General features: G+C 71.3%; 23 protein-coding genes and 1 pseudogene. 13 read left to right on the forward strand and 11 right to left on the reverse strand.

Features of this window, described 5'->3' with window-relative positions; all coding sequences use genetic code 11:
• Positions 1-131 precede the first annotated feature (131 nt).
• Positions 132-1,157 carry an Lrp/AsnC family transcriptional regulator gene (locus ACIRRY_RS37585; RefSeq protein WP_403982056.1) on the reverse strand — a complete coding sequence of 342 codons (1,026 nt, stop codon included), beginning with the start codon at positions 1,155-1,157 and terminating at the stop codon, positions 132-134.
• Between the two features lie 113 nt (positions 1,158-1,270).
• Here ACIRRY_RS37585 and ACIRRY_RS37590 point away from each other — a divergent pair.
• The 3 genes and pseudogenes from ACIRRY_RS37590 (at position 1,271) to ACIRRY_RS37600 (ending at position 4,755) form a co-directional block, all read left to right on the forward strand.
• Positions 1,271-2,682 (forward strand): annotated as a pseudogene (locus ACIRRY_RS37590) (AbgT family transporter).
• 36 nt (positions 2,683-2,718) lie between these two features.
• Positions 2,719-3,936: a M20 family metallopeptidase gene (locus tag ACIRRY_RS37595; RefSeq protein WP_403982058.1), complete on the forward strand. Its 1,218-nt coding sequence runs from the start codon at positions 2,719-2,721 to the stop codon at positions 3,934-3,936.
• A gap of 75 nt (positions 3,937-4,011) precedes the next feature.
• Positions 4,012-4,755 (forward strand): hypothetical protein, encoded by a 744-nt coding sequence (locus ACIRRY_RS37600; protein WP_403982059.1) that lies wholly within the window; start codon positions 4,012-4,014, stop codon positions 4,753-4,755.
• A 79-nt stretch (positions 4,756-4,834) separates the two neighbouring features.
• Here the strand turns inward: ACIRRY_RS37600 and ACIRRY_RS37605 are convergent, their stop codons facing one another.
• On the reverse strand, positions 4,835-6,058 hold the full coding sequence (locus ACIRRY_RS37605) for a chitinase (protein ID WP_403982060.1): 1,224 nt from the start codon (positions 6,056-6,058) through the stop codon (positions 4,835-4,837).
• 235 nt (positions 6,059-6,293) lie between these two features.
• On the opposite strand from ACIRRY_RS37605, the gene ACIRRY_RS37610 reads away from it, so the two are divergent.
• From ACIRRY_RS37610 to ACIRRY_RS37625, 4 genes are all read left to right on the forward strand, one after another.
• Positions 6,294-9,668: a pyruvate carboxylase gene (locus tag ACIRRY_RS37610; protein ID WP_403982062.1), complete on the forward strand. Its 3,375-nt coding sequence runs from the start codon at positions 6,294-6,296 to the stop codon at positions 9,666-9,668.
• A gap of 100 nt (positions 9,669-9,768) precedes the next feature.
• Positions 9,769-10,368, forward strand: coding sequence for a cysteine hydrolase family protein (locus tag ACIRRY_RS37615; protein WP_403982064.1), 600 nt, complete (start codon positions 9,769-9,771; stop codon positions 10,366-10,368).
• 10 nt (positions 10,369-10,378) lie between these two features.
• Positions 10,379-11,287 (forward strand): GlxA family transcriptional regulator, encoded by a 909-nt coding sequence (locus ACIRRY_RS37620; protein ID WP_403982066.1) that lies wholly within the window; start codon positions 10,379-10,381, stop codon positions 11,285-11,287.
• 75 nt (positions 11,288-11,362) lie between these two features.
• On the forward strand, positions 11,363-11,977 hold the full coding sequence (locus ACIRRY_RS37625) for a DinB family protein (RefSeq protein WP_403982068.1): 615 nt from the start codon (positions 11,363-11,365) through the stop codon (positions 11,975-11,977).
• Positions 11,978-11,980: 3 nt separating this feature from the next.
• On the opposite strand, the gene ACIRRY_RS37630 is transcribed toward ACIRRY_RS37625, so the two are convergent.
• Complete coding sequence (locus tag ACIRRY_RS37630) at positions 11,981-12,232, reverse strand: hypothetical protein (protein WP_403982070.1); 252 nt, start codon at positions 12,230-12,232, stop codon at positions 11,981-11,983.
• Positions 12,233-12,239: 7 nt separating this feature from the next.
• Here ACIRRY_RS37630 and ACIRRY_RS37635 point away from each other — a divergent pair, with 7 nt between their 5' ends.
• A complete protein-coding gene (locus tag ACIRRY_RS37635; protein ID WP_403982072.1) occupies positions 12,240-12,740 on the forward strand; it encodes a PucR family transcriptional regulator in 501 nt (166 codons plus the stop codon).
• A gap of 28 nt (positions 12,741-12,768) precedes the next feature.
• On the opposite strand, the gene ACIRRY_RS37640 is transcribed toward ACIRRY_RS37635, so the two are convergent.
• Positions 12,769-13,761, reverse strand: a complete 993-nt coding sequence (locus ACIRRY_RS37640) for a phospholipase D-like domain-containing protein (protein ID WP_403982075.1) — start codon at positions 13,759-13,761, stop codon at positions 12,769-12,771.
• Between the two features lie 453 nt (positions 13,762-14,214).
• Between ACIRRY_RS37640 and ACIRRY_RS37645 the strand changes: the two genes are divergently transcribed.
• From ACIRRY_RS37645 to ACIRRY_RS37660, 4 genes are all read left to right on the forward strand, one after another.
• Positions 14,215-14,763, forward strand: coding sequence for an FABP family protein (locus tag ACIRRY_RS37645; RefSeq protein ID WP_403982077.1), 549 nt, complete (start codon positions 14,215-14,217; stop codon positions 14,761-14,763).
• Between the two features lie 157 nt (positions 14,764-14,920).
• Positions 14,921-16,318 carry a condensation domain-containing protein gene (locus ACIRRY_RS37650; protein ID WP_403982079.1) on the forward strand — a complete coding sequence of 466 codons (1,398 nt, stop codon included), beginning with the start codon at positions 14,921-14,923 and terminating at the stop codon, positions 16,316-16,318.
• 412 nt (positions 16,319-16,730) lie between these two features.
• The gene (locus tag ACIRRY_RS37655) at positions 16,731-17,435 is read left to right on the forward strand and encodes a DJ-1/PfpI family protein (RefSeq protein WP_403982081.1); all 705 of its coding nucleotides are present in this window, start codon (positions 16,731-16,733) and stop codon (positions 17,433-17,435) included.
• Between the two features lie 55 nt (positions 17,436-17,490).
• Entirely contained in the window at positions 17,491-17,796 is a 306-nt protein-coding gene (locus ACIRRY_RS37660) for a hypothetical protein (RefSeq protein WP_403982083.1), read from the forward strand.
• A 51-nt stretch (positions 17,797-17,847) separates the two neighbouring features.
• Here ACIRRY_RS37660 and ACIRRY_RS37665 read toward each other — a convergent pair whose 3' ends face one another.
• On the reverse strand, positions 17,848-18,783 hold the full coding sequence (locus ACIRRY_RS37665) for an ADP-ribosylglycohydrolase family protein (protein WP_403982085.1): 936 nt from the start codon (positions 18,781-18,783) through the stop codon (positions 17,848-17,850).
• Between the two features lie 56 nt (positions 18,784-18,839).
• Here ACIRRY_RS37665 and ACIRRY_RS37670 point away from each other — a divergent pair, with 56 nt between their 5' ends.
• A complete protein-coding gene (locus ACIRRY_RS37670) occupies positions 18,840-19,361 on the forward strand; it encodes an adenylate kinase (RefSeq protein ID WP_403982087.1) in 522 nt (173 codons plus the stop codon).
• A gap of 4 nt (positions 19,362-19,365) precedes the next feature.
• Here ACIRRY_RS37670 and ACIRRY_RS37675 read toward each other — a convergent pair whose 3' ends face one another.
• The 6 genes from ACIRRY_RS37675 to ACIRRY_RS37700 all read right to left on the reverse strand — a co-directional run bounded on the left by ACIRRY_RS37675 (position 19,366) and on the right by ACIRRY_RS37700 (position 25,917).
• Positions 19,366-20,541 carry an acyl-CoA dehydrogenase family protein gene (locus tag ACIRRY_RS37675; protein WP_403982091.1) on the reverse strand — a complete coding sequence of 392 codons (1,176 nt, stop codon included), beginning with the start codon at positions 20,539-20,541 and terminating at the stop codon, positions 19,366-19,368.
• A gap of 67 nt (positions 20,542-20,608) precedes the next feature.
• Positions 20,609-21,694: an MSMEG_0565 family glycosyltransferase gene (locus ACIRRY_RS37680; RefSeq protein ID WP_403982093.1), complete on the reverse strand. Its 1,086-nt coding sequence runs from the start codon at positions 21,692-21,694 to the stop codon at positions 20,609-20,611.
• The gene (locus ACIRRY_RS37685; protein WP_403982096.1) at positions 21,691-22,527 is read right to left on the reverse strand and encodes a carbon-nitrogen hydrolase family protein; all 837 of its coding nucleotides are present in this window, start codon (positions 22,525-22,527) and stop codon (positions 21,691-21,693) included. Before ACIRRY_RS37685 ends, ACIRRY_RS37680 begins: the two co-directional genes overlap by 4 nt.
• Positions 22,524-23,378, reverse strand: a complete 855-nt coding sequence (locus ACIRRY_RS37690) for a carbon-nitrogen hydrolase family protein (RefSeq protein WP_403982099.1) — start codon at positions 23,376-23,378, stop codon at positions 22,524-22,526. Before ACIRRY_RS37690 ends, ACIRRY_RS37685 begins: the two co-directional genes overlap by 4 nt.
• The gene (locus tag ACIRRY_RS37695; protein ID WP_403982101.1) at positions 23,375-24,814 is read right to left on the reverse strand and encodes an MSMEG_0567/sll0787 family protein; all 1,440 of its coding nucleotides are present in this window, start codon (positions 24,812-24,814) and stop codon (positions 23,375-23,377) included. The genes ACIRRY_RS37690 and ACIRRY_RS37695 overlap by 4 nt, the downstream gene beginning before the upstream one ends.
• Positions 24,811-25,917: an MSMEG_0568 family radical SAM protein gene (locus tag ACIRRY_RS37700; RefSeq protein WP_403982103.1), complete on the reverse strand. Its 1,107-nt coding sequence runs from the start codon at positions 25,915-25,917 to the stop codon at positions 24,811-24,813. The genes ACIRRY_RS37695 and ACIRRY_RS37700 overlap by 4 nt, the downstream gene beginning before the upstream one ends.
• Between the last annotated feature and the right edge of the window lie 10 nt (positions 25,918-25,927).

The following is a 25,927-nucleotide window of genomic DNA, read 5'->3' on the forward strand; positions in this document are numbered from 1 at the left end:
GGTGCTTTAAATAACCCCGGGTGGCCCCCCAACCGGGGGGGCGCGGCGCGGGGGGGGGGGCCGGGGGGGGCTTTGGGGGGGGGGGGGGGGGGGGGCCCCCCCCGGGGGGGCGCCCCCCCCCCGCCGTTCGCTCACAGCAGGGCCGGTGCGTGGAACGCGCCGAGGCCGGTGGTCAGGTCGCGGTCCAGCCAGTAGCGGCGCGGTTCGGCGAGCATCACCGCGACGCTGACGCCGAGGAGTCCGGGGATGCCCGCCAGTTCGTCGTCGACGAAGAGCGCCAGCGCGGAGCGGTCGGTGACCAGGCCGGTGGCGAGGACGGACATGTCGCTGGCGACATGCGCGGCGAGCCGCGTCTGCGGCAGCCGGTCGATGCGGCGCATGACGTCGGGGGTCGCGCCCGGCGCCACCCGCAGCCGGAGGATGAACGCCGTCCGGAAGCCCAGCCACTCCGACACGATCTCGAGCCGCGGCTTGACCCACCCCTCGTCCAGGACCCGGCGGACCACACGGTGCGCGGTGGAGGTGGCCAGGTCGGCGGTGCGGGCGATGCTCGCGGCGGACGCGCGGCTGTCCTGGAGCAACCGGGCCACGACATCCCGTTCGGCCTCGCTGAGCGGCTTCGCCGGGGGCGTCGCGGTCGCGGTGCCCTCGTGGCGGGCACCGGTGAGCTTCAGCAGGCCGGCGCGCTCGGCGGCCGTGAGGAACTGCGGGTCCCAGGTCCTGCCCCGGCGCAGGGTGCTGAGCGCGGGCAGGGCGTTGACGCGCCGGACGCCGGCGACGGAGAACAGCCGGTCGATCGCCTCGCTGGTCGCCGCCTCCGACGGGGCGTGCACGACGGCGTAGAGCGGGTAGTCGCCCGAGATCTGCGCCAGCAGTTGGACGTGGGGCAGGTCGCGGAGGCGGTGGAGGACGGCGAGAGGGCTCTCGCCGGTGATGTCCAGGAAGACGTGGACGGGCATCGCCGTGGAGTGGATGCCCCAGTCGGCCTGTCCGATCACGCGCACCATACGTGCCTCGTGCAGACGGTCGTAACGGCGTTTGAGCGTGCCGGCGTCGGCGGCCAGGATCTCGCCGATGTCGTCCCAGGTGGCCCGGGGCGCCAGATGCAGCGCGCCGATGAGGCGCCGGTCGAGCTCGTCGAGGAGAGGACGGGTCATGGCCTCACTCTAAGGTGCCGTTTAATCCCACTGTTACGTGCGAGATATAGAGAATCTCTCACTTGGATGCCATTGTTCGCAGGAACATCCCCCCATCGCGCCAAGAGGTACCGATGAGTGTCACCTCCGCTCAACCTCAGCCCCCGTCCACCGAACCGGGGTCGAGAGTCCTGCGCACAGCCTTCCCGGGCCTGACGGCGATCGAGAAGATCGGCAACAGACTCCCCGACCCGTTCTGGCTGTTCTGGATCCTCGCGGGCGTCGTCGCCGTCCTCAGCGCCGTCCTGGCGGCGACCGGTCCCAGCGCCGTGCACCCCGGCACGCACGAGACCATCACGGTGCGGAACCTGCTCGGCAGGGACGGCCTCACCACGGCCGTCGAGGGCGCCGTCGACAACTACGCGGCCTTCCCGCCGCCGGCCACCATCCTCACCGTGATGTTCGGCATCGCCGTCGCCGGGAAGAGCGGACTCTTCTCCGCCCTGCCGCGCCGCATGGTCGCGCGCGTGCCGGGCAGGTACCTCACCTTCGCCCTGTCGATGACGGCCATGGTCGGCCATGTCGCCGGCGACGCCGCCTACGTCACCCTCATCCCGCTCGGCGCCCTGGTCTTCCGCGCGGCCGGCCGCAGCCCGGTCCTCGGCTGTGTCGTCGCCTACGTCTCGATCGCCGCCGGGTACGACGCCTCCCCCTCGCTCACCACCACCGACGTCCTGCTGTCCGGGATCTCCACGGCCGCCGCCCACACCATCGACGCGCACTACGTCGTCACCCCGGTCGCCAACTACTTCTTCGGCCTCGGCTCGTCCGTCCTCGTGGCGGCGGTGATCACCCTCGTCGTCGACAAGGTCCTCGCCCGCCGCTCCGACCTGGAACCCGACGAACCGCTCGCCGCTCCCGACGCCGGGGAACTCGCGGAGATCGAGGTCACCGAGCGGCAGCGACGCGCCCTGCGTGCCACCGGGTCGGTCGCCGTCGGCTTCCTCGCGTTCCTCGCGGCGGCCATGGTCCCCGCGTCCTCACCCCTGCGCGGCGAGGGCGGCGGGATCGTCAACTCCCCGCTCATCGGCGGCATGGCACTCGTCCTTGGCCTGTTCTTCGCCGTGCTCGGCACCGTCCACGGCCGGATGACCGGCACCTTCACCGCCGCCCGCGACAGCATCGGCGCGATGGTGGACGGCACCCGTTCGATGGCGCCGATCCTCGTCCTGTTCTTCGCGATCGCCCAGTTCCTCGCCTACTTCAAGTGGACGAACATCGGCGACATCCTCGCCGTCAAGGGCGCCGAGCCCCTGCGAGACCTGTACCTGAACGGCTGGACCGGTACCGCGTCGCCGACTCGGTCACCAACTGCGTGACCCCGATGAGCCCTTACTTCGTCATGGCCCTGGGCGTCATCCAGCGGTACCGCAAGTCCGTCGGCATCGGCACCCTCGCCTCCTTCACGATCCCGATCGCCGCCGTCGTCTGGGTCGCGTTCTTCGTGGCCTGGTACCTGCTGGGCATCCCGCTCGGCATCGGCTGAACCCGCACCCCACACCGTCGTACGAGAAGGCAGATCATGACCGCGTCACCCGCACCCGCCGCCCTCACCACCCGCGCCCAGGATGTCTCCCCGCGGATCGTCGAGGACATCCTGACCCTCGTCCGCCACGAGACCGGCAGCTACGACCTTCCCGGCCTCGCGAGCGGCCTGGACCTGCTGCGCGAACTGACCGTCCAGCGGCTCGGCCGCCCCGACCACGAGCAGCGCCACCCCGGTGGGGAGTGCGGCGACACCCGCACCCTGACCTACCGCGGCACCGGCGCCGGACATGTCGCGCTCGTCGGGCACTACGACACCGTGTGGCCGACCGGGACCCTCGCCGGGTGGGCGCAGCCAGGGCCGTCCGAGGACGGTCGGGAGAGGCTGAGCGGCCCGGGCATCTTCGACATGAAAACCGGTCTGGCGCAGGGCATTTGGGCCCTGAAGCTGGCCCGGGAGGGCGGCGGGCCGCTGCCCACCGTGACCTTCCTCTTCAACGGCGACGAGGAGATCGGCTCGCTGTCCTCACGGCCGGTGATCGAGGAGGTCGCGCGGAAGGTCGACGTCACGCTGGTCCTGGAACCGAGTGCTCACGGCGCGGTGAAAACCGCCCGCAAGGGCACCGGGATCTTCCAGGTCACGGCCACCGGTGTCGAGTCCCACGCGGGGCTCGCGCCGCAGGACGGGGCGAGCGCGATCACCGCGCTGTCCGAGTTCGTGGTCGCCGCTGCCGCCGTGGCCGCCCCGGACAAGGGCACCACGATCAACACCGGGCTCATCAAGGGCGGTTCGGCCGTCAACGTCGTCGCCGGGCAGGCCACCGCGGGCGTCGACATCCGGGTCAGCAGCGCGGCCGAACAGGCCCGTGTGGACCAGGAGTTGGACGCCATCGAGGTCAGCGACCCACGCGTCCGCATCGAGATCGACCACGCCTGGAACCGGCCCCCGATGACCCTCAACGCGGCCTCCGCCCCGCTGCTCGACCTCGCCCGCGAGGTTGCCCGCGCACAGGGTCGCGACGCCCTGCGCGACACCGCCGTCGGTGGCGCGAGTGACGCCAACTTCGTCGCCGCGCTGGGGCTGCCGGTGCTGTGCGGCATGGGGGCGGTCGGTGACGGGGCGCATGCGCAGGGCGAGTTCATCTATCCCGACACGGTGCCCGGGCAGACGGCCCTGGTCGCGGGGCTGTTGGGGCGGCTGGTGGAACCGCTGCGGGGCCGAGCCGTCGGGTCCCGCCCGCACCGGGCAACGTGACCAGCCCGAACATCCGCGGGCATCCAGGGTGGGGCGCGTCGTGCGAGCGACACCCGACCGGGGACAATCGGTGCCATGACGGACGGTACGGACGACAGGGACGACCCCGCGAGCCGCTTGACCAGGATCGAGCGGCTGCTGGAGGACGGCAGTCGCGATGTGGTGCCCGCGTGGCGGCGGGTGACGCACGGGGAGACGCGGTGGGCCGTGTCGGCCGTGATCCTGGTGGCGGTCGCCGTGCAGCTGATGCTGCCGCTCCGGCTCGCCTTCCGGCCGTCCTGGCTGCTGCCGGCCCTCGAACTCGTCCTGATGGTCGGTCTGTTCGTCGCCAATCCCCGGCGGATCGAACCAGGCACCCGGTGGCTGCGCTGGCCGAGTCTGGTCCTGACGGGCGTGATCACCCTGGCCAATGGATGGGCGGCGGTCCGACTGGTGGTGGGCCTGGTCAGGGGCACCGACGAACTGGCCGCCGGACCGCTGCTGCTGAGCGGCGGGGGCATCTGGCTGACGAACATCATCGTGTTCGCCCTGTGGTACTGGGAGTGGGACCGGGGCGGGCCCATGGCGCGGGTCATGGGCAACCATCCCTACGCCGACTTCCTCTTCGTCCAGATGCAGAGCCCGGAGACCGCGCCACCGGACTGGGAACCGGCGTTCCTGGACTACCTGTACCTGTCCTTCACCAACTCCACGGCCTTCAGCCCGACCGACGTGATGCCGCTCTCGCGCTGGGCCAAGATGCTGATGATGGGACAGTCCTCGGTCTCCGTGTCGATCGTCGTCCTGGTGGTCGCGCGGGCGGTCAACATCCTTCGCTAGCAACGGACGGCGACGTCGAGAAGGCCCTTCCCAAGGCCTGCTCGACGTCGCAACCCGTCTCCCTGTCGATCCCGCCGGATCAGCAGGCGCCCTCGTCCTGCCAGGGGCCCCACTGGGAGGCACCGGGCACCTCGTTCTGGGTCCACCACTTGGCGACCCAGTTGTGGTTGCCGTACGACACCTCGTTGCCCTGCGTGTAGACGGCCGTGGAACTCCACGCCGTCTTGCAGGTGCCGGGGGTCGGCGTGGGAGTCGGGGTGGGCGTCGGTGTCGAGGTCGGCGGGGTCACGCCCGCGAACTGCACCGAGTACTTGGCGAAGTCCCACGCGTTCTGCGCCACGCTGGAGCAAGTCCCGGACGTGGTACCGCCGTTGTCGACCGGGCTGCACTGCCGGTCGCGGTTGAGGGACCAGAACGTGAAGCGGTCCATGTTGTGGCTGGTGGCGTAGTTCAGGACCGTCTGGAAGTCGGCCTGGGTGAAGTACTCGCCGGTGTCGCTGCGCCCGTTCATCCCCGAGAAGCCCTCGTGGGCGTACGCGGTCGCCTGGTCCCAGCCGAACGTGGACTGGAGGATGGAGTTGAAGTTGGTGAGCGCGCTGGTCTGCGAGGCCGCGCCGCTGAAGCCGCCGTCGAACGGCATGATGGAGAAGTTGTTCGGCGTGAACCCCTGCGACTTCGCCTCCAACAGCATCTGCTTGCCGAACCACCCGGTCCCGTCCGCCGTACCGGCCGTGGTGACGGAGACGTACAGACCCGCGTTGTTCTGCTGGAGGATCTTCGCCGCGCCGATCTCGTTGTGGATGGCCGCGGTGTTCTCGTACTCGGGCTCCTCCAGGTCGAAGTCGATCGCGTGCAGACCGTACTTGGTGATCACCTGCTGGTACGCCGCCGCCGTCGAGGCCGGGTCGGAGCAGGCCTGGCCGAGCTTGGTGCCGCCGTAGCCGCCGATCGAGACGGAGACGTCGCCGCCCTTGGCGCGGATCGTGTTGATGACCGACTGGACGGCGGTGTCCGAGGAGACCGGTGAGGTGCCGCCCCAGGTGGGGGTGCAGCCGCCGCCGTTGGGGGCGAGGACGAAGGCGAGCTGGAAGGCCTTGAGGCCGGTGGCGTCCATGATGGTGCCGGCGTCCGGCGGGTTGTTGTCCGTCGGCATCAGATAGGGGGCCGCGGCGTACCAGCGGTTGCTCAGCGCGGTGGCGGCGCTGGTGGCGCCCTGGGCGTTGGTCGCGACCAGTGCGGTCGTGCCCGCGGCGGCGGTCGTCACGGCGGCCGCCGCGACCAGACATGCACGAAGACGTGTCACGTTGTGCCTCCGGTGGGAGTGGGGGAGGCGCCCAGCTTCTGACCGTGTCGCGGCCACGTCAATGGATTGGACTGGACCAAAGCCCACTTTGGACTAGACCATACGATTTCTTTACCGGCGGCCCGGTGGAGCGCGTCGCGCGACACGTTTGCGACTAGTGTCCCGGCTCACATGGCGTTATAGGGGCGGCGCCGACACCATGGTGCACGTCACCGGCAGGCTGAAGGGATCGGGAATGTTCCGCAAGGTGCTGGTCGCCAACCGTGGAGAGATCGCGATTAGGGCGTTCCGCGCCGGCTACGAGCTGGGCGCGCGAACCGTCGCGGTCTTCCCCTACGAGGACCGCAATTCGCTGCACCGGCTCAAGGCCGACGAGGCCTACGAGATCGGCCAGCCCGGGCATCCGGTCCGCGCCTATCTCTCCGTCGAGGAGATCGTCCGCGCGGCGCAGCGCGCGGGAGCGGACGCGGTGTACCCGGGCTACGGGTTCCTCTCCGAGAACCCCGAACTCGCCCGTGCCTGCGAGGAGGCGGGCATCACCTTCGTCGGTCCCAGCGCCCACATCCTGGAGATGACCGGCAACAAGGCCACGGCGATCGCCGCCGCCCGCGCGGCCGGCGTACCCGTGCTCGGCTCCTCGGCGCCCTCCACGGACGTCGACGAACTGGTCCGCGCCGCCGAGGAGATCGGCTTCCCGGTGTTCGTGAAGGCCGTCGCCGGTGGCGGCGGTCGCGGTATGCGCCGTGTCGAGGACCCGGCCACCCTGCGCGAGTCCATCGAGGCGGCGGCCCGCGAGGCCATGTCGGCGTTCGGCGACGCCACGGTGTTCCTGGAGAAGGCCGTCGTCGACCCCCGGCACATCGAGGTGCAGATCCTCGCCGACGGCGAGGGCAACGTCATCCACCTCTTCGAGCGCGACTGCTCGCTGCAGCGCCGCCACCAGAAGGTCGTCGAGCTGGCCCCCGCGCCCAACCTCGACCCCGAGCTGCGTGACCGTATCTGTGCCGACGCCGTCCGCTTCGCCCGCGAGATCGGCTACCGCAACGCGGGCACCGTGGAGTTCCTCCTCGACCCGCACGGCAAGCACGTCTTCATCGAGATGAACCCGCGCATCCAGGTCGAGCACACGGTGACCGAGGAGGTCACCGATGTCGACCTCGTCCAGGCCCAGTTGCGGATCGCCTCCGGGGAGACCCTCGCCGACCTCGGCCTCTCCCAGGAGACGGTCACCCTGCACGGCGCGGCCCTGCAGTGCCGTATCACCACCGAGGACCCCGCCAACGGCTTCCGCCCCGACACCGGCCGGATCAGCGCCTACCGCTCGCCCGGCGGCTCCGGCATCCGGCTCGACGGCGGAACCACCCACGCGGGTACGGAGATCAGCGCGCACTTCGACTCCATGCTGGTCAAACTCACCTGCCGGGGACGGGACTTCACCACCGCCGTCAACCGCGCACGGCGTGCCGTCGCCGAGTTCCGTATTCGCGGTGTGTCCACCAACATCCCGTTCCTGCAAGCGGTGCTGGACGACCCGGACTTCCAGGCCGGGCGGATCACCACGTCGTTCATCGAGCAGCGCCCGCAGCTGCTGACGGCTCGTCAGTCCGCCGACCGCGGCACCAAGTTGCTCACCTACCTCGCCGACGTCACGGTCAACAAGCCGCACGGCGAACGCCCCGACCTGATCGACCCCACCACCAAGCTGCCGCCGGTCCCGACGGGCGAACCCCCGGCCGGTTCACGGCAGTTGCTCACCGAACTCGGCCCCGAGGGCTTCGCCCGCCACCTGCGCGAATCGCCCACGATCGGCGTCACCGACACCACCTTCCGCGACGCCCACCAGTCGCTCCTCGCCACCCGCGTCCGCACCAAGGACCTCCTCGCGGTCGCCCCGGTCGTCGCCCACACCGTGCCCCAACTCCTGTCCCTGGAGTGCTGGGGCGGCGCCACCTACGACGTGGCGCTGCGCTTCCTCGCCGAGGACCCCTGGGACCGGCTGGCCGCCCTGCGCGAGGCCGTTCCCAACATCTGCCTCCAGATGCTGCTGCGCGGCCGCAACACCGTGGGCTACACGCCGTATCCGACCCAGGTGACCGACGCCTTCGTGCAGGAGGCCGCCGCCACCGGCATCGACATCTTCCGCATCTTCGACGCGCTGAACGACGTCGGCCAGATGCGCCCGGCCATCGACGCCGTACGCGCCACCGGGACGTCGATCGCCGAGGTCGCCCTCTGCTACACCTCGGACCTGTCCGACCCCAACGAGCGCCTCTACACGCTGGATTACTACCTCCGGCTGGCCGAGCAGATCGTCGAGGCGGGCGCTCATGTCCTCGCGGTGAAGGACATGGCGGGCCTGCTCCGCGCACCCGCCGCCGCGACCCTCGTCTCGGCGCTGCGCCGCGAGTTCGGTCTCCCGGTGCATCTGCACACCCACGACACGGCGGGCGGTCAGCTCGCCACCTACCTCGCCGCGATCCAGGCCGGCGCGGACGCCGTCGACGGCGCGGTGGCCTCCATGGCGGGCACCACCTCGCAGCCGTCCCTCTCCGCGATCGTCGCCGCGACCGACTACTCCGAGCGCCCCACCGGCCTCGACCTCCAGGCCATCGGCGACCTGGAGCCGTACTGGGAGAGCGTCCGCAAGATCTACGCCCCCTTCGAGGCGGGCCTCGCCTCACCGACCGGCCGCGTCTACCACCACGAGATCCCCGGCGGCCAGCTCTCCAACCTGCGCACCCAGGCGATCGCGCTCGGCCTCGGCGACCGCTTCGAGGACATCGAGTCGATGTACGCCGCCGCCGACCGCATCCTCGGCCACCTCGTCAAGGTCACCCCGTCGTCGAAGGTCGTCGGCGACCTCGCCCTGCACCTGGTCGGCGCCGGTGTCAGCCCCGCCGACTTCGAGGCGTCCCCCGACCGCTACGACATCCCCGACTCCGTGATCGGCTTCCTGCGCGGCGAGTTGGGCACCCCGCCCGGCGGCTGGCCCGAGCCGTTCCGCACCAAGGCGCTCCAAGGCCGCGCCGCCCCCAAGCCCGTACAGGAACTCAGCCCCGAGGACCGCACGGCCCTCGACAAGGACCGCCGCGCCACCCTCAACCGCCTGCTGTTCCCCGGCCCGACCCGCGAGTTCGAGACCCACCGCCAGACCTACGGCGACACCAGCGTCCTCGACAGCAAGGACTTCTTCTACGGCATCCGGCCCGGCAAGGAGTACACGGTCGACCTGGAACCGGGCGTCCGGCTCCTCATCGAGCTGGAGGCAGTCGGCGAGGCCGACGAACGCGGACTGCGCACCGTCATGTCCGCCCTGAACGGCCAACTCCGCCCGGTCCAGGTGCGCGACACCGCCGCCGCCTCCGACATCCCCGTCACCGAGAAGGCCGACCGCGCCAACACCGGCCATGTGGCAGCCCCGTTCGCGGGCGTGGTCACCCTCGCGGTCGAGGAAGGCGACGAGGTGGAGGCCGGTGTCACCGTCGCCACCATCGAGGCCATGAAGATGGAGGCGGCGATCACCGCGCCCAGGTCCGGCCGGGTCTCCCGCCTCGCCATCAACCGCATCCAGCAGGTGGAGGGCGGCGACCTGCTCGTCGAACTGAGGTAGCGGCGACGGCGACAGGCCGCCTCACCGGTGACCGGATCGGTCCGCACCCGGACCCGATGCGGCCTGTCGCCGCCCCACCCGTACGGCGCAGGCTTGGGACATGACCCGAGCACTGATCGTCATCGATGTCCAGGAGTCCTTCCGCGCCCGCCCGCTGTGGGAGACCATCTCCGACCCGAAGATCGCCGAGCAGGCGAACCGTCTGGTGCGGCTCGCGCGCCGGGCCGGCGACCTCGTGGTGTGGGTACTGCACTCCGAGCCCGGCAGCGGCGACGTCTTCGACCCGGCCCTCGGACATGTCCGCCTCATCGACGGACTGGAGCGCGCGGACGGCGAACCGCTCCTCCACAAGACCTCGCACAACGCCTTCACCACCACCAACCTGCAACAACTCCTCACCGAACACGGCGTCCGCGAGGTCACCGTCTGCGGCATCCGCACCGAACAGTGCGTCGAGACCACCACCCGCGTCGCGAGCGACTTCGGCTACCAGGTCACCTTCGTCACCGACGCGACCGCGACGAACCCCATCCCGCACCGCGACGCCCCCGCCGACCAGACCGTCGCGCAACTCCTGGCCGACCCCCGCACCCTCCCCGCCGACGAGGTCATCAGGCGCACCGAGTACGCCCTCGCCGGCCGCTTCGCCACCATCGCGACGGTCGACGAACTGGAAGCCGCCGCCGCACATCAGGCATGATGACCGGATCGTGAGCCACGTCGTCTTCCTCCTGGTACCCGGAGTCCATCTGCTGGACCTGGCCGGCCCCGCGCAGGTCTTCTCCACGGCGGCCGACTTCGGACACCCGTACACGCTCTCCTACGTCGCCGAGCAGCCCCAGGTCACCAGCGCCCAGGGGCTGCCGCTGACGGCCGTGCTCGACTGGCCCGAACTGGATCCCGACGACCTGATCGTGGTGCCCGGCTGGCGTGCGCTCCGCCTCGCCCATGGGCCCGCCATCGGTGCTACGGCCCTGCGGGCCCTCCGGGACCACCACGCTCGCGGCGGAACGGTGGCCAGTGTCTGCGCCGGAGCCGACGCGCTCGGCCGGGCCGGACTCCTCGACGGCCGCCACTGCACCACCCACCACGACGTCCAGGACGAACTCGCCCGGCGCCACCCGAAGACGACGGTCGTACGCGACGTCCTGTTCACCACCGACGACCGGGTCATCACCTCGGCCGGCATCGCCAGCGGCATCGACCTCGCCCTGCACCTCGTCGCCACCCGGCACGGCCCCGCCGTGGCCGCCCAGATCGCCCGCGACATGGTCGTCTACGCCCGCCGCAACGGCCACGACCCGCAGACCAGCGCGATGCTCCGGCACCGCTCCCACCTCGACGACACCGTGCACCGCGCCCAGGACCTCATCGACACCCGCTTCGACGAAGCGCTGCCCCTGCCCGCCCTCGCCTCGGCGGTCGGCGTCAGCGAACGCACCCTCACCCGTCTCTTCACCCGGGCCACCGGACTCACCCCGCTGCGCTACCAGCAGACCCTCCGCGTCGAACGCGCCGAGCACCTCATCAGCCACGGCGCCACGATCGACACCGCAGCGCGCTCGGTGGGCTTCGAGGACCCGCGCATGCTGCGCCGACTGCGCGCCCGCAGCCAGTAATCGACGGGCGCTTCGGCGGGGACGCTGTTAGGTTGCCGGGTCGACGACCGACCGGCTCGCCCCCAGGAGTGCCCAGTGATCCCACCCCGTCTCGCTCCACTGCTCGACCAGTTCGACTTCGCGTGCGAGCGCCTGTCCGGCCGTCTGACCGGACCCGTCATGGACAGCGGCGACGGGACGGACACCCGGGTCGGGCCCATGACGGACGAGGAGTACTTCTGGGAACCGGTGCCCGACTGCTGGTCGGTGCGACGGCGCGCGGACGGTCCCGGAGCACGGGCAACTCTCCTTGCGGGACAGGGTGATTGGGGCCGGGACGCCGCCGCCTACCCGCATCCCTGGCCCCCGCCCTTCACCACCCTCGCCTGGCGCCTCAGCCATCTCACCGAGATGCTCGCCCTCCGCGCCGACCACACGGCCGGCAGCCGCACACTGACCCGCGACGTCCACTCCGTCAGCGGCGACGCCGCCGGTGCGGTCGCGGCCTTCGACGCCGCCGCGGGCGCCTGGCGGAAGGCACTGCTGAGCGTCGACGACACCGCGCTCGACACCGTCGGGTACTGCACCTATCCGCACGGCAGCGACGCGGAGGAGCCGTTCGTCGACATCGTGTGGTGGGTCAACCAGGAAGTGCTGCACCACGGAGCCGAGATCGCGATGCTGCGCGACCTGTACCGACAACGCGGCTGACCGTCACAGGACCGCTCCCATCCGCCAGGGGACGATCTCCTCCGTACCGAACCCGAGCGCCTCCGACTTGCTCTCCGCACCGGAGGCCATTTCCACGAGTGCCTCGAACAGGGCGGTGCCGTATGTGAGTTGATCGGCGTGGCTCATCGCGGGCCCGGCGTCGAAGTCGATGTCGCCGCGCATCCGCTCGTACAGCCCGCTGGTGGTGCTGATCCGGTCCGCCTGGCGACTGCGCCCCGAACTCCAGCTCGGCATAGTGCACTTGCGTACCTCACGGGATCTGCGCGCCCTGATCGAGGTGCTGCGGGACAGGGCCGAGCGGCGCGTGGGAGTGAGCCCCGCCTACGACGACCTGGACCACACGGGAGACGCCCTGCGCTTCGCCAAGGTCGCCCTGCGCGGCGGCGACGCGGGCGGCAGGGCCGTGACCGTCTTCGACGACTCGCCGCTCGCCGTCGCCACCGCCGGAGCGCCCGATGTCATGGCCCGCGTCGCCGCCAGGGTCCTCGGCCCGATCGAGGCCCTGCCCGCCGACGAACGCGCCCTGCTGCTGGACACGTTGGAGGCCTGGTTCGACTGCGGCGGATCCGCCGAGGAGGCCGCCAAGCAGCTCTACGTCCACCCCAACACGGTGCGCACCCGCCTGCGCCGCATCGCCGAACGCGCCGGCCGCTCACTGACCGACCCCCGCGGCATCACCGAACTCGCCCTCGCCCTGCGGGCCGTACGGCAGACTCCGAGGCCCCCGACCCCGGAGTCGTAGCGCGACAACCGTACGGCGCACTCTCTCCCTAGGCGGCGGTACCGCCCGCGTAGTCGCTCTTGAACGTGGTCTCGATGGTGGTGGCGACGGACTGGGCCACCCCCGTGCCGGTGAGGATGATGCCCAACTCCCGGTTGTTGGAGAGGGAGTTGCTGCTGATGTTCATCGAACCCGCCTCCACCTCCTGGGTGGACAGACCGTAGTCGGCGACCATGGCCTTGGCGTGGATGTAGAACCCGTCGGGGTCGGAGTACCCGACGACCGTACCGCCGGCCGCCTTGACCGCCGACACCTCGCTGGCGTAGCTCGACGGCGTCTCCAGCACCACCCGCACGGTCACGCCGGCCTTGGCCCTCGCGACGATCGCGTTGACCACCGTGCTGTCGCTGAACTCGAGTTCCTCCACGTCCAGCGTCTTGGTGGCCGCGTTGATCACCGTCAGCAGCCGGCTGCGGGAGTCGGTGGGGGACCAGAGCAGATGGTCTCCGTCGGTCGGGGTGATCGAGGTTCCGGCGTAGTCCGCGTTGAAGACCTTCTCGATCGCGGCGACATCACGGGTGTCGTCGGTGAAGACGCCGTAGTCGCGGCCGGTCGCGTAGTACTGCGAGGTCAGATTGCCGGTCAGGACAAGGGACTTGGCGGCGTCCACGGTGATCGTCTTCTGGTGTGTGTAGACGAAGCTCGACGGCGACCACACCACGCCGACGCCCGCGTTCGTCAGGGCCGTGTACGCGGAGCTGTTGGCCGACTGGTGCGCGCGGTCCAGGACCACCCGCACGGTCACGCCCTTCTTCTCCAGGGCGATCAGGTCGTTGACGGCGGTCGTGTCCTCCAGCTCGTACATCGTCATGTCGAGCGAGGAGGTGGCCGAGTCGATGAAGTCGTAGATGGTCGGTTCGCTGCTGCTCTGCGAGAAGGCGAACGCGGTGTAGGTCGCCGCGTTCGCGGGGACGGCGGTGACGAAGACGGCGGCGCCGGCCACCAGGGTGACGCCGGCACGTCCGAGGAACGTCCTCAACATGCGTGACTCCTAGTCGAGTTGATGCCCACGTGGGGTGTGGCGGGCAGGTGCATGACACCACGCGCGTAGAACGTGGAGGAAGGGAACCTCGGTGAACTCGGGATTACCCGCCGCGGACGCGACTGGACAAAGAGGACTTCGTGCAGGTGGGGGGTGGTTCATGGGGTCCCCGCGAGTAGGCAAAGACTTCGTAGCACGCGGTTTCTGCAGTGCCCTGGAGGAGTGCGGGGCTGTATCGATGTGCGGCTCCGCCGCGTGCGCGCGACCGGCGCCCTGGCGGATCGGGCAAGCTCGGCAGCGCCCCGAAGGGGCGCGGGGAACTGCGCGACCGGCCACGACGGCGCGGCAGCGAAACGACGGCCTGTCGGGGCCCGGCGCAGCCGAATACCACCACAGCCGGCGGAACGCCTACGCTGCGGCCCGACAGCCACCCCAAAACTCCCAGGAGCACCCATGCCCCACCCCGCACCGAAACCCCCGTACCCCGACGCCCACCACCCGGACGAACACCCCGCACCACACCCGCTGTTGGAACCCGTACTCGGCCTCCTCGGTCACTGGCACGGCCAAGGCCGAGGTGAATACCCCACACTCGCCGGAGACTTCACCTACGCACAGGACGTCACCTTCAGCCACGACGGCCGCCCTTTCCTGCACTACGAGGCCCGCGCCTGGCTCCTCGACACAGACGCCGACGACGCACCCCTGCGTCCCGCCGCCCGCGAGAGCGGCTGGTGGCGCCTCCAGCCCGACGGCCGGGTGGAAGCGCTCGTCACCCAGCCCACCGGCATCGCCGAGATCCTCGTCGGCCACGCCACCGCCGGCACGGTCGAACTCGCCACCCACGAGGTCGCCCTCACCCCCACCGCCAAGAAGGTCACCGCCACCCGCCGCCGCTACACCCTGACCGACGACACCACGCTCACCTTCGAGCACGATCTGGAGGCCGTGGGAGAGCCGCTGCAACACCACCTCTCGGCACGGCTGCGACGAACGCCTTGAAATGAAGTGATCAGCAAGCCTGTTCACAGCGTTGCTTTCCGAATATCCGATCGTTGATCTCCCATGCAGTGAGCGGTGCCCGAGCGGCATGGAGGCATGGATCGACAGTGGTGCCCGGCGGCCTCCCGTGGGCAGGCGAACGGAGAGCCCTGTGCGCATGAGTGACCTTCAGCGGTGCGAGATCCGGCCCGGACGACTCGTCGAGTGGACGCTGCACCCGGCGGCCGTGGGAGCCGCGCGGGCCCTCCCGGACGACGCGCGGCCACCGGCGTACGTGCAGGAGTCCCACATCCGTACGGCGCGTACGGTGCGTGAGGACGGGCTGTTCGTGCCGACCTGGCTCGGTACCGCCTTCGACATGCCGGGGCGGATCGAACTCGACGTGCTCCAGGGCGCGTTGAGATCCTGGATGCTCCGGCACGAGACGCTGCGCAGCGGCTTCCGGTGGGCCGGTGACGACATGCGCCGCTTCACCCTGGACGCCGACGCCGTGGCCCTGCACCGCGAGGACGTAGGGGAGTTCGCGGACGCGGGGACGCTGACCCGTTACATGCAGGACCGTTTCGATGTGGCGGCGGACGCGCTCACCTGGCCCAACTTCCTTTTCGCGGCGGTCGTGCGCGACGACGGGACGAGCGTCTACCTGGCCTTCGACCACAGCAACGTCGACGCCTACTCGCTGCACCGCATCGCGGGCGAGGTCCACGAGCTGTACGCGGCCGGCCTCGCCGGGAACGCGGTCGAGTCGGCGCCCGTCGCCAGCTACATCGACTTCTGCGCGGGCGAGCGCACGGACGCCGACCAGATCGACGACACGCACACCGTCGTCAACCGCTGGCGCGAGTTCATCGCCCGCTGCGACGGCAAACTGCCGAACTTCCCCGTCGACCTCGGCCTCGACCCCGAAGGGCCGCTGCCCACCCAGAAGTTCCTCCAGGAGATGCTCGTCGACGACACGGACGCGGCGGCCTTCGAGGCGTACTGCCGCCCGTACGGCGGAAGCCTGGTCGGCGTCCTGGCGGCCGTCGCCCTCGCCGCCCGCGAGATCAGCGGCCTCGACGTGTACCGCACCGTCGTGCCCTTCCACACCCGCGCCAAGTCCCGCTGGGCCGACTCGGTCGGCTGGTACGTGGGCGGCGCGCCGATCGAGATCCCCGTCCAGCACGCCACCGACTTCGACCACGCCCTGCGCATGGTCCGCGCCACCCTCCGCGAGAACCGCTCGCTGGCCCGCATGCCCATCGCCCGCGTACTGCGCCTGCTGGGCGCCGACTTCAGGCCCACGTCCCCCGACCTGTACTCGATCGTCTCCTACGTCGACTCGCGCGCCCTGCCCGGTTCGGAGCGCTGGCAAGAGCTGAAGGCGTACGGACTGATCCGGGTCTCGTACGGCGACCAGGTGTGCGCGTGGGTGACCCGGGTCCACGAAGGCCTGCAGTTCGCGTGCCGCATCCCGGACAACGACATCGCTGACAAGAACATGCGGCTGTGCATGGAGCTGGTGCGGGAGCGACTGGTCGCGGTGGCCCAGCGGGCGTTGGCCGTGCGTCTCTAGAACCCCCTCCATGTACGGCCGTTGAGGCCGAGAGCCGACCCGGGGCACAGATACCGACCGCGGTATCCGTGCCCCATGTCCGAACAAACATGTGCCGCAGCACCGTTGACCGACCGGACGGACGGGATCTACGTTCTTTGCAACGCGAAAGCGCTTGTCATGTCGTCGGTCCGTTCCCCCCACCTTCCCCCGGACCTGGTGACAACTCCTGACCTCAGATTCGCCTGGTGGGGCGACGACGACCGCGCCCAGCGCACCAACGACGCCGTGGCCCTCTTCGAGAAGCGCCACCCGGGTGGTGGCGGGATCCCGTCGGAGCCTGTCACCGAGCCTTCTGGCTGCCTCCCGCACGGGCTTCTACCGTCGAGGGACAGGCCGGTGATCGCCGGTCTTCCTCTATGGGAGATGCCCTATGCACGTCCAGATCGTTCTGTTCGACGGCTTCGATCCGCTCGATGTCGTCGCCCCCTATGAGGTCCTGTATGCGGGCGGCAGCGCCTCGGGTGGTGCCGTGACCGTGGAGCTGGTATCGGCCGAAGGCCCCCGGGACGTCGTCAGCGGTACCGGTGGCCTGACGCTGCGGGCCATCGGCGCACTCGACCCCGCCCGCGCCGGCCTTGTCCTCGTGCCGGGCGCCTCCGGCCGGGTCGGGGAACCGGGCGAGGTGCCCGACATCGACGTCGACAGCGACGCCGACGTCGAACAGGCCTGGCAGCAGGACGAGTTCATCCCCGTACTGCTCGGACGCACGCTGACCACCGGGCTGCCCGGTCTGCTGAAGGACGCCCTGGACAATCCGCGGATCACCATGGCGGCGGTGTGCGGCGGCTCGCTCGTCCTGGCCATGGCCGGGCTCATCGAGGGTCGGCACGCCACCACCCACCATCTCGGCCTGGACATGCTCGAAGCCACCGGCGTGCACGCCGTCCACGCCCGGGTCGTCGACGACGGCGACCTGGTCACTGGCGCCGGTGTCACCTCCGGCCTCGATCTGGGTCTGTATCTGCTGGAGCGCGAGATCGGTCCGCGAATCGCCCACGCCGTCGAGGAACTGTTCGCCCACGAGCGCCGCGGCACCACCTGGCGGGCGCAGGGGCCGACCCCGGTCACCGTGTGACGCCCGATCGGCATCCGTACCGACTCCACGACCTCACGGCAAGGAAGAACCACTCATGTCCATCGAAGGCGTCTGGGACCTGACCATCGCCACACCCGTCGGCCGCATCAAGCCCGTCGTCGAACTGCGCCGGGAGGGCGCGCAGTTCACCGGCATCGCGCACGGCACGGGCGAGGAGGTCCCCCTCCGGGACGTCGTCGTCGACGGCGACCGGATCACCTGGAACCAGGCGGTCACCAAGCCGCTGCGCCTGAACCTGACCTTCGCGGTCACCGTCGAGGACGACACTCTCACCGGCACCTCGAAAGCCGGCCGACTCCCCGCGTCGAAGGTGACCGGACGGCGCCGACCGGGATCATGAGCGGTGTGCAGAGCCCGAGCATGGACCACATCCACGAGGCCGCCGCCCGCTCTACTCGCTGCCCTGGTCGGCCGCCGCGAGCGAGTCCCAGCCGCTCCACGCGGGGATCGCCTCGCACGCCTCCCGCCAGGCGGACGGGACGCCGCCCGTGCCGGTGCGGGCCGCGACGACACCTCCCACGATCGCGCAGGCGGTGTCCCGGTCGCCCCACCCGGCGACGGTCTGCCACAGCGCCTCGGGCAGGTCGTCCGGATGCCCGGCGGCGGACCACAGGGCGAACGGCACGGTGTCCGGAGCCGAGATGAGCGTGCCCGAGCCCAGCACGGACGCCGCGTGCCGTACCGACGTCCGCTCGGAGAAGTTCGCCGCGACCAGCAGGCCGGAGCGGACATCGCTCTCCGGCACGTGCGAGGCGACCTCCCGCAGGAACTCGGCGCGGGGCGCGGTCGGTTGGCCCTCCCCGGCGGCCGCGAGCGCGGCGGCGACCGCCACGGCAACCGCCCCGGCGACGGCCTCCGGGTGGGCGTGGGTGGTCAGCGCGGACAGCCTGGCCTGCTCGGCGGCGACCGTGAGATCGTCCCGGAACCAGGCGCCCAGCGGCGCGATCCGCATCGCGGCACCGTTGCCGTAGGACCCCTGTCCGCCGAACTGTCCGGTGGTGACCGCCCGCCAGTCCTCACCCGCGCCGACGCGGCGCAGCACGCTGTGCATGGACGGGCCGTACTTCCGCCCCGGCTCCCGCTCGTACTCGGCGGCGAACTCCCGTGCCAGCACATCCGGTCGGACCTCGCCGTGGGCCACCAGATGGGCGAACAGCACGAACGCCATGGCCGAGTCGTCCGTCCACAACCACGGCACGGGGCGCAACTCCCGTGCGGCCCACAGCTCCTCGGCGGGTTCGTCGGAGCGGGTGAACCAGCCGTCACCGAAGGCGTCCCCGATCACCAGCCCGTCGAGGGAGGCGTGGGCGTGGCGCGGACTGCTCATGGTGCTGCTCCTGTTAATGATCGGCGGGCTCGGCACATCGTAGTTAAGGTGCGGGGATGGAGCGGATCTTGGTGGTCGGGGCGACGGGCGCGGGCAAGTCCACGCTCGCCCGAGACGTGGGCGAACGGTTGAAACTGCCGTACCACGAGATGGACGCCCTGTACTTCATCGGCCCCGACTGGGCCGTCAACGAGCGCCTGACCGACGACGTGCTGCGGCTCACCTCCGCACCCGGCTGGATCATCGACTCGATCGGCTCGCCCGAAGTCCGCGATCTGCTCTGGGAGTCGGCCGACACGGTGATCTGGCTGGACTACACGAAACGCGTGATCATGCCGCGCGTCCTGCGCCGCTCACTGCGGCGCACGGTCACCCGCGAGAGCGTCTTCGGCGGCAACAGGGAGACCTGGGCCGGGTGGTTCAGCCGGGAGCACCCGGCGTGGTGGGCGTGGTCCCAGCACGCGGGCAGGCGCGCCGAGATCGAGCGCCGTACGAACGACCCACGCTTCGCTCCGCTCACCACACTCCGGTTCGCCCAACCCCGCGACACCGCAGCCTGGTTGGCGACCCTGGGCTGAGCCGTCAGAGGAACGGCGTGCCCGCGTCCAGCCCGGAGAGGACCCGGCCGTAGAGCTCCAGGTTGGTGGTCGGGTTGACGAACGAGTGCAGGCTCAGCGCGTGCAGATCGCGTACGGCTCGCTGGACGGGGACGTCCCGGTGGAGGGACGAGGCTCCCGAGGCGGAGGACAGCAGATCCACGGCCTCCTTGCACAGCCGAGTCGTATAGCCGCTCTGCGCCCGGATCCTGGCCCGCTCCGCCTGCGTGTACGACACGCCGCTCTCCGCCGCTGCCTCGATCCGCGCGACGAAATCGGCGGTGAGCAGTTCGGCGCAGGAGATCTTCAACGCCGCCTCGGCGACCTGGAGATGGGTGACGCCCGCCTCGTACTGCCGCTCGTGGAAGGTGTAGGTGATGCCCCGCCGGTGGATGCGCTCGGTGAACTCCGCGAGGGCCGCCCGGGCCAGACCCAGCGCGTTCGGTGCCGTCCAGGCGCAGAACAGCAGCAGGACCGGCATCCGGTAGAAGAGGTCGCCGGCGTTGGCCTTCGAGGCGAACTCGCCTGCCAGCAGGGGCCCGACGGGCAGGACGCGGTGCGCGGGCACGAACACGTCCCGTGCGACGACGCTGTTGCTGCCGCTCCCCGCCAGCCCGGACACATACCAGTCGTCGAGGATCTCGAGATCGGCCATCGGCACTGCTGTCCAGAGCAGTTCGGGCGGGCCGCCCTCGGACGCGGCCCGGGCCGTCAGCAGATGCCAGTCGGCGTTCTGGCAGCCGGTGGCGAAGCCCGAAGTGCCGTTGAGGACATAGCCACCCTCCGCGGCGACCGCCACGGCGTCCGGGACGAGCGTGCCGCCGATCCGCACGTCCGGACCGGTGAAGATCTCGTCCTGGGCCTCGTCCGGGAAGAGCGCGGCGATGAACGAACACCCCGCCTGGATCAGGGCCATGAAGCCGGTCGAACCGCACCCGGCGGCGATCTCGCCCAAGACCTCGACCTGTGTGCTCAGCCGGCTCTGGTAACCCCCGTACCGCCGGGGGACGTTCATCCGGTACACCCCGGCGTCCGTCAGCGCCGACACCACGTCCTCCGTCACCCTTCGCTCCTGCTCGGTGCGCAACGCGCGCTCGCGGAGCAGGGGTTGGAGCACCCGTACGCGTTCGACGAGGCCGGCATCGGACGGGGGCGGAGCCATGGGCGACCTCCGAGCGCTACGGGGACCTCACCGTGACGCGGATCGCACACGGTGTCAACGCCCGTGCTCAGACAGGTGAGTTGAGGGAGCGGTAGAAGTCGAGATGGCTACGGGCCGCGGTGTCCCAGGTGTGCCGGGCGGCCAGCTCCCGCCCGGCCGATCGTCGCGTCGGATCCTCGGCGGCGAGGGCGTGACCGAGCTCGGCGGCCAGCTCCTCGGGGGTGGCCCCGAAACGTGCGGCGGGCCCGAACACCTCACGCAGCACGGGCAGATCCCGCACGACCAACGGAACACCCGCCGCCAGCGCCTCCATCGCGGCGAGCCCGAAACCCTCCTTCAGGGAGGGGAACGCGAACACGTCCGCCGCCGCGACCAGGGACGGCAGTTCACCTTCGTCGACCTGCCCCAACACGACTGGTTCCACGGCGAGTTCGGTGGCCCGCGCCTCCCAGCTCGCCCGGTAGTCGCGGTAGTCGAAGAGCGTCTCGCCGCCCGCGATCACCAGCCGGACCTCGGGACGTTCGGCGCGCAGCAGGGCGTAGGCCTCCAGCAGGTCCAGTGAGCCCTTGCGGGGTTCGATGCCGCCGACGGTGAGGATGTAGGGGCCGAGGCGGGATCGCCAACTCGCCCTCGCGGCAGGGTCGGTGGTGGCGAAACGGTCGTAGGCGACCCCGTTGGGGATCACCTGCGCGTCGATGCCCCACCCGCCGGACAGTTCCCGCGCGACCGACCCCGACACGCACACATGGGCGTACGGCTCGACGATCGCGCGCTCGTGGCAGGTGGCCAGTTCGGGGGTGGTGAAGTGGTCGAGGTGGTGGACCGTGCGGACGCAGCGGCCGGCCGCGTTGGCGCTGATGCAGTCCTGGGCGTGGACGACGTCGTAGGGCGTGGGGTCGAAGGCGGTGCGGAGGACGGTGATGGAGCGCAGGATGCGGGCGCCGACCGTCTCGCCGGGCGGGCCGTCCGGGAAGGGCACGATCTCGACCCGTACCGCCGGGTTCACTGGGCGGAAGAAGCCCGCGTCGCCGCCCCGGCCCAGGGTCCACACCGTGACGTCCTCGCCCAGCGCCGCGAGGGCCTCCGCGAGGGCGAGGGTGTGGACGACCCCACCGCGCGGCCGGGTGGAGTAGCTGAGCAGGGCGATCTTCACGTACGGGACTCCCGGTAGGCGTCGGGGCGGCGTTCGTCGAGGTGGCGCAGGACACGGCGGGCCCGGTCGGTCTCGGCGGCCACGTCGATCTCGGCGACGGCGAGCCCGGCCTTGGACCAGGTGCGGGCGAGGATGTCGCCGCCGGGCCCGACGACCTTGGCCTGGCCGAGGAAGCGCATGCCGCCCATCGCGCCGGTCTGGTTCGAGGAGGCGAGGACGACCTGGTTCTCGGCGGCGCGGGACTGGTCGTAGAGGTCGAAGAGCCGGGCCTGGCGGTCCTGGGCCATGCGCGGGGCGCGGTTGGTGATGCTGGTGGGCCAGGCGGACAGGCAGGCGAGGATCTCGGCGCCGTCCAGGGCCAGTGAACGGGCCGACTCCGGGAACGTCTTGTCGTAGTCGATGAGCATGCCCAGGCGGCCGACCGGGGTGTCGAAGGCATCGAAGCGGTCGCCCGCCGTGTACGCGGCGACCTCGCCCGCCGGGAGGTGGACCTTGCGGTGCCGGCCGAGGACGCCGTCGCCGCTGACGCAGACCGCCGCGTTGTAGCGCTCGGTCCCGCCGTCCTCGCAGTACCCGACGCACACCACCATCTCGGCCGCCAGCCGGGCGACTTGGAGGATCAGCGGGTCGTCCGGCTTGAGGGCCGGGGGCAGGGCCCGGGGGTCGGGGTCGCGGAGGTCGGCGAGGTAGCCGCCGAGGGTGGCGTCGGGCAGCACCAGCAGCCCGGCGCCGTGGCCGCGGGCGTCGTCGACGAGTTTGCCGACGCGGGCCAGGTCGAACTCCAGGTCGCGGCCGAAGTGGGCGGCCGCGGCCGCGATCCGGATGGTGCTCATACGGTGACTGCTCCCGGGGCTGGTCCGTAGGTCTCGGGCCGCCGGTCGCGCAGGTGTCCCATCGACCGGCGGGCGGTCTCCAGGGCCTGTGCGACGTCGAGTTCGGCGACGGCGATGCCGGCCGTCACGCCCGTGTCGGCGAGGATCTCACCGCCCGGGTCGACGACCTTGGCACTGCCCACGAAGCGTAGCGACCCGAAGGTCCCCGCCTGGTTGGCGGACAGCCACACGATCTGGTTCTCCAGCGCGCGGGCCCGGTCGAACAGGTCGAAACGCCGCTTCCAGCGGTCCTTCTCCAGGTCCGCGCTCGCGTTCGTCCGCGCGCCCGGCCACGCCGACACACACACCCCGATCTCGGCGCCGTCCAGCGCCAGGGCCCGCGCCGACTCCGGGAACGCCTTGTCGTAGCAGATCATCATGCCGATGCGGCCGACCGGTGTGTCGAAGGCGTGGAAGCGGTCGCCGGACGCGTAGCTGGCGTCCTCGCTGAGGGGTTGGTGGACCTTGCGGTGGTTGCCGAGGACGCCGTCACCGCTGACGCAGACGACGCTGTTGTACTGGCGTCCGTCCCCGGCGGCTTCGCAGTATCCGGCGACGACCGTCAACTCCCCGGCCAGGGCGGCGAGTCGGCGGATCTCCGGGCCGTCGAGGGCGAGTGCGGGCGGGCCCTCGTCCAGTGCGCTGTCGTCGTCGAGGCTGAGGAGATAGCCGCCCAGGCACGCCTCCGGCAGCGCGAGAAGCCGCACTCCCTGCTCACCGGCCTCCTTGATCAGCCGTTCGGCGATCGCGAAGTCCTCTTCCAGGTCGCGGCCGAACTCGGCGGCCACGGCCGCCATCCGCAGCGTGCTCATGCCGTCCCCATTCCGGTCACCGTCGAGGTGACCGCCTCGGTGATCTCTCCGTCGGGCCAGCGCAGCCCGACCCCTTGCCCGGCCGTCAACTCCCCGCACACGGCGCCTGTCGCGGGCCCGGCGGGCAGCGCCGCCGCGTCGGGCTCGTCGGCGGTGAGCATCCCGAAGCCCGGGAAACAGGTCAGCCAGTCGCCCGTGGACGCACCCGCCGGACGGGGCACGGCGGCCACATCGAGCACGGCCCCACAGCCACTCGCCTCGGCGAGCATCCCCAGCGTCCCGGCGATCCCGGCCATCGACACGTCCTTCGCGGCGGCCGGCCGTCCCACGGCCACCGCCCTTGTCATCGTGCGGAGTTCGTCCGTACGACGACAGGTCGTCGAGTCCCACTGGCGGCCCCGGTAGCCCGCGCGCCAGCCGCCGCCGAGGTCGGCCGTGAGCCGTACAACGTGTCCTGGGCGTCCGCCGCCACCGGGGACCGGCCGGTCGGTGCGGCCGAGGGCGGTCACCGACAGGGCGGCGGGGACGCCGAGTTGGGTGTGCCCGCCGAGCACCGGGACGCCGTAGGCCCGCGCGGCCCGGGTCAGTCCGGCGAGGACCAGCGCGGCGTGCGCCGCGTCGCGCGCGCCGACCGCGTCGAGCAGCCCGACCGGTGAAGCGCCCATCGCGGCAAGGTCGTTGACGTTCACCAGGACCGCGCACCAGCCCGCCCACTCCGGGTCCCGTTCGACCATCGACGGCACGATCGCGTCGCACGCGGCGATCATGTCGGTGCCGGGGACGGGCGCGCCGTCGTCGCCGACGTAGCCGGGCGGGGCGGGGAGTGCGGCGAGCAGGGGGCCCAACGCGGCTTTCGTGGCCGTTACTTGGGCCGCTATTCGGTCGATGGGCCACCGCATCAGGACGTGCGGGGTGCCGACGACTGCCGTGGCCCGCACCGACTGCCAGCCGAGCCGCCGGAACAGCACCTCGTTGCGGGTCTGCACGGTCGCGTCGAAGCGCAGTGCGCCCTCGGCCTCCGCCCGTGCGCAGGCCGACCGGACCAGCGCCGCGCCAACTCCGCGCGGACCGCGCGCCTTTGGGGCGACGACCAGTCGGCCCCCCTGCCACCAGCCGAGGTCCGGGCCGTCGTCCACCGGGCCCAGCCGCACCCCGCCGATCACGGTGTCGTCCGGGGCGCGGGCTACCAGTACGACGGTGCGGTCGTCGGCGTCACGGTCGTCGAGGTCGTCGCCGCTGAAGAGCCCCTGTTCGTGGACGAAGGTCTCCGTGCGCAGCCGTCGGTAGGCGGTCAACTCGGCCGCGCCGGTGGCCTGTTCGATGTGGAACGCGGGGCGGCGGGCGAGCGTGCTGCGGTCGCCGAGGAGCGCCAGGATGTCCACCGGCCCGTCCGCCGCGAACGGTGTCGTGGAGCCGTCGAGGTACACGCCCGTCACCCGCCCGCCGTGCGCAGCACACTGCACGCCCCGCAGGCCGCGCAGCCCGCTTTCTGGTCGGCGCCGTTCATCCCGGCGGCCCGCAGCTTGGCCGCGACGCCCTCGGTGACGTACGTCAGGAGTTCGGCGCTCGGTGCCGGGATACCGTCGCGGGCGGCGAGCGTGCCGGCCATCGGGCGGAACGGGACGACGAACGGGTACACCCCTCGGTCGATCAACTCGCCCGCACCCGCGATGAGTTCGTGCGGATCCTCGCCGAGTCCGACGAGCAGATACGTGGAGACACGGTTCGGCCCGAAGACCCGCACCGCCTCGTCCCACGCGGCCTCGTACTCGGCCATGGGGACGGTCGACTTGCCCGGCATCCAGCGCCGTCGCACCTTCTCGTCGAGGGACTCGACATGGATGCCGATCGCGGTGGCCCCGGCGTCGTGCAGTTCACGGATCCAGGCGGGGTCGCCGGGCGGTTCGCACTGCACCTGGATCGGCAGGCCGGGCACCGCTTCGAGGACCGCGCGCACGGAGCGGACGAGATTGCGCGCGCCCCGGTCGGGGCCGGTCGTCGTGCCCGTGGTCATGACCATCTGCTTGATCCCGTCCAACCGCACCGCCGCCTCAGCGACTTGGGCGAGTTGCGCCGGCGTCTTGGCGGCGACCGCCGCGCCCGAGCGCAGGGACTCCTCGATGGTGCAGAAGCGGCAGCGGTCGGACTCGGCGTAGCGGATGCAAGTCTGGACGACGGTGGTGGCGAGGACATCGGCGCCGTGGAGGCGGGCGATGTGCTCGTAGGGGATGCCGTCGGCGGTGGTGAGATCGTAGAACTTCGGACGGCTCACGGCGGTCAGGGCGAGCCCGGTGTCCTGCTCGCCCAGCCACACGCTGCCGTCGCGGACACGGTAGGGGCTGGCGGGGTTGGTGGGCAGCGCGGCGTTGGCACCGCCGACGAGACCGTGCCCGATCAGGAAGTGACCGTCGCCGCTCGGACCCGCGCCGTCGGGCCGCCGTACGGGGGCGTCCAACGCGACGCCGTGCAGGGCGAGTTCGGCTCGGGTCAGGATGCGCACATCCACCGCCGTACTCGTCGATTCGGTGCCAACGCTCACAGCGGCCCCC

Origin of the sequence: Streptomyces sp. NPDC101776, assembly GCF_044766845.1 — a bacterium.
GTDB lineage: Bacteria > Actinomycetota > Actinomycetes > Streptomycetales > Streptomycetaceae > Streptomyces.

Bases quoted from the DNA above. Each gene is read 5' to 3' on its own strand.
- ACIRRY_RS37585 (WP_403982056.1), bottom strand. From the start codon at position 1,157: ATGACCCGTCCTCTCCTCGACGAGCTCGACCGGCGCCTCATCGGCGCG.
- ACIRRY_RS37595 (WP_403982058.1), top strand. From the start codon at position 2,719: ATGACCGCGTCACCCGCACCCGCCGCCCTCACCACCCGCGCCCAGGAT.
- ACIRRY_RS37600 (WP_403982059.1), top strand. From the start codon at position 4,012: ATGACGGACGGTACGGACGACAGGGACGACCCCGCGAGCCGCTTGACC.
- ACIRRY_RS37610 (WP_403982062.1), top strand. From the start codon at position 6,294: ATGTTCCGCAAGGTGCTGGTCGCCAACCGTGGAGAGATCGCGATTAGG.
- ACIRRY_RS37615 (WP_403982064.1), top strand. From the start codon at position 9,769: ATGACCCGAGCACTGATCGTCATCGATGTCCAGGAGTCCTTCCGCGCC.
- ACIRRY_RS37630 (WP_403982070.1), bottom strand. From the start codon at position 12,232: ATGCCGAGCTGGAGTTCGGGGCGCAGTCGCCAGGCGGACCGGATCAGC.
- ACIRRY_RS37640 (WP_403982075.1), bottom strand. From the start codon at position 13,761: ATGTTGAGGACGTTCCTCGGACGTGCCGGCGTCACCCTGGTGGCCGGC.
- ACIRRY_RS37645 (WP_403982077.1), top strand. From the start codon at position 14,215: ATGCCCCACCCCGCACCGAAACCCCCGTACCCCGACGCCCACCACCCG.
- ACIRRY_RS37650 (WP_403982079.1), top strand. From the start codon at position 14,921: ATGAGTGACCTTCAGCGGTGCGAGATCCGGCCCGGACGACTCGTCGAG.
- ACIRRY_RS37655 (WP_403982081.1), top strand. From the start codon at position 16,731: ATGCACGTCCAGATCGTTCTGTTCGACGGCTTCGATCCGCTCGATGTC.
- ACIRRY_RS37660 (WP_403982083.1), top strand. From the start codon at position 17,491: ATGTCCATCGAAGGCGTCTGGGACCTGACCATCGCCACACCCGTCGGC.
- ACIRRY_RS37665 (WP_403982085.1), bottom strand. From the start codon at position 18,783: ATGAGCAGTCCGCGCCACGCCCACGCCTCCCTCGACGGGCTGGTGATC.
- ACIRRY_RS37670 (WP_403982087.1), top strand. From the start codon at position 18,840: ATGGAGCGGATCTTGGTGGTCGGGGCGACGGGCGCGGGCAAGTCCACG.
- ACIRRY_RS37675 (WP_403982091.1), bottom strand. From the start codon at position 20,541: ATGGCTCCGCCCCCGTCCGATGCCGGCCTCGTCGAACGCGTACGGGTG.
- ACIRRY_RS37685 (WP_403982096.1), bottom strand. From the start codon at position 22,527: ATGAGCACCATCCGGATCGCGGCCGCGGCCGCCCACTTCGGCCGCGAC.
- ACIRRY_RS37690 (WP_403982099.1), bottom strand. From the start codon at position 23,378: ATGAGCACGCTGCGGATGGCGGCCGTGGCCGCCGAGTTCGGCCGCGAC.